This window comes from Streptomyces sp. NPDC058620, assembly GCF_042717135.1.
Lineage (GTDB): Bacteria > Actinomycetota > Actinomycetes > Streptomycetales > Streptomycetaceae > Streptomyces.
Genome location: NZ_JBHXQO010000140.1, coordinates 1 through 2,325 on the forward strand (window position 1 = coordinate 1; position 2,325 = coordinate 2,325).

A 2,325-nucleotide genomic window follows, 5' to 3' on the forward strand; every position below is an offset into this window, starting at 1 on the left:
AAGGTTCACCACACCACCATGCGCGACCTGCACACCCTTCGGCCGACCCGTCGACCCCGACGTATAAATCACATACGCCAACTGATCCGCGGACGTCCTCACATCCGGTGCACTCGACGGAAGCTCCGCCAAGGCGCCTGCGACGGCCGGGGCGTCCAGTCGGATCACAGTGTCCGCCGACAGGACATCGGCCGCCGAGCCCTCGCAGACCAGCACCTGAACGCCGCTGTCGGCGAGCATGAACTCAAGCCGTTCGGCGGGGTATTCGGGGTCGAGCGGCAGGTAGGCGGCCCCCGCCTGCCACACCGCGAGCGCTGCCGCGACCATGTCGATGCCGCGTGGCAGGCACAGAGCCACCACGGACTCCGTACCCACGCCCGCGCCGCGCAGATAATGCGCAAGACGGTTCGCACGCGCCAGCAGATCCCCGTACTCCAGGGCTGCGTCACCGCACACCACCGCTACCGCATCGGGGCGTTCGGCGGCCCGTGCCGCGATCAGTTCGTGCACACCGCCTACGGCCGGCCGCAGCTCCGCAGTGTTGTTGCGCTCGTGCACCAGTTGGGACTGCTCGGCCTCGGTCAGCACTGACAGATCGTCGATGCTCCGGCCCGCGTTCTCGGCCAGGGCGTCGAGGAGCGTGACGAGGTGGCCCGCCATCCGCTCGATGGTGGCAGTGTCGAACAGCGCACTGCTGTACTGGAACTCTCCCGAAAGTTCGTCTCCGGACGCACCGAGCGTGACCACCAGATCGAATCTCACCGGCAGCGCGTCGGGCTCAGGTCCCTGCTGGTCGGTGGAGTCGTCGGTTTCGCGGGCGTCAGCTTCACCGGCGTCCCCGGCGTCGTCGGACTGCCCGTTGTCGTAGTCGAAGAGGACTTGGAAGAGCGGGCTGCGCGAGCGGTCCCGTTCCGTGACGAGCTCGTCCACCAACTGTTCGAACGGCACGTCCTGGTGCGCGTAGGCGCCCAGCGCCATCTCCCTGACGCGGCCGAGCAGTTCCGTGAAGGTCGGTCCCCCGGACAGATCGGTGCGCATCACGAGCGTGTTGACGAAGAAGCCGATGAGACCCTCGGTCTCGGCACGATTCCGGTTCGCGACGGGTGTGCCCACCACCACGTCGTCCGTACCCGCATACCGGCCCAGCAGAACGTTGAACGCCGCCAGCAACGTCATCGACATGGTGGCGCCACCCTCGCGGGAGATGGCCCTCAGTCGCTGCGCCGTCTGTGCCGATACACGGAAGTCGACGAACCCCCCCTCGGTGGAGCGGACCGCGGGGCGCGGTCGGTCGGTGGGCAGTTCGAGGGTCGGTACGCCGACGAGCTGGTCGCGCCAGTAGGTGAGTTGGGAATCGAGGACGTCGCCGGTCAGCCATGCACGCTGCCAGACAGCGAAGTCGGCGTACTGCACCTCCAGCGGCGGCAGCGGGTCCGCCTCGCCCGCGCGGAACGCCTCGTACAGGGCTGCCAGCTCGCGTCGCAGAATGCGTCCCGACCACTCGTCCGACACCACGTGATGCATGGACAGCGCCAGTACGTGCTCGTGCGCGGCGACCTTGATCAGTGTGGCCCGCAGCAACGGCCCGCGCGCCAGATCGAACGGAAGCTGCGCGTCCGCCGCCACCACGGCGCGTACCGCCACCGCCGCATCCGCCCCGGCCGGCATCTCCACCACCCGCAACTCGAAGGGCGCCGGCTCATCGATCACCTGATGCGCCACACCCTCCGCATCCGCCACCAGACGCGTCCGCAGCACCTCGTGCCGCGCCACCACCCCACCCAGCGCCGCACGCAACGCGGACACATCCACGTCACCGTCCCAGCCCACGGACGTCGACAGGTTGTACTCCGACGATCCCGGATCCAGCTGGTCGAGGAACCACAGGCGCTGCTGGCCGAAGGACAGGGGCAGCGCCTGGTCCCGTCCGACCGCCACAACCGGAGGAGCCACGACGGCGGTGCCGGAGCCCTCGATCACCGCAGCGAGCTCCCGCACGGTCGGCTCGTCGAAGAGTGCCGAGAGCGGCACCTCGACGCCGAACACCTCACGGATGCGGGAGATCACCTGGGTGGCCAGGAGCGAGTGCCCGCCCAGTTCGAAGAAGTTGTCTTCTGCACCGATGTCTTCGACGCCGAGGACCTGCGCCCACACCTCGGCCAGGATCCGCTCCACCTCGGTACGCGGTGCCACAAAGCCCGTCTGGTCCTGGAGCACGCTGTCAGGGGCCGGCAGGGCGGCGTGGTCGAGTTTGCCGTTCGCGGTCAGCGGGAGCTCGCTCAGCTCGACGAACACCGACGGCACCATGTACTCCGGCAACCGCCC

Annotated in this window: 1 protein-coding gene; it reads right to left on the reverse strand. The window is 68.7% G+C overall.

Features of this window, described 5'->3' with window-relative positions:
* Positions 1-2,325: condensation domain-containing protein (locus ACFWSK_RS37660; protein WP_383796671.1), on the reverse strand; the 2,325-nt coding region annotated here is incomplete at both ends.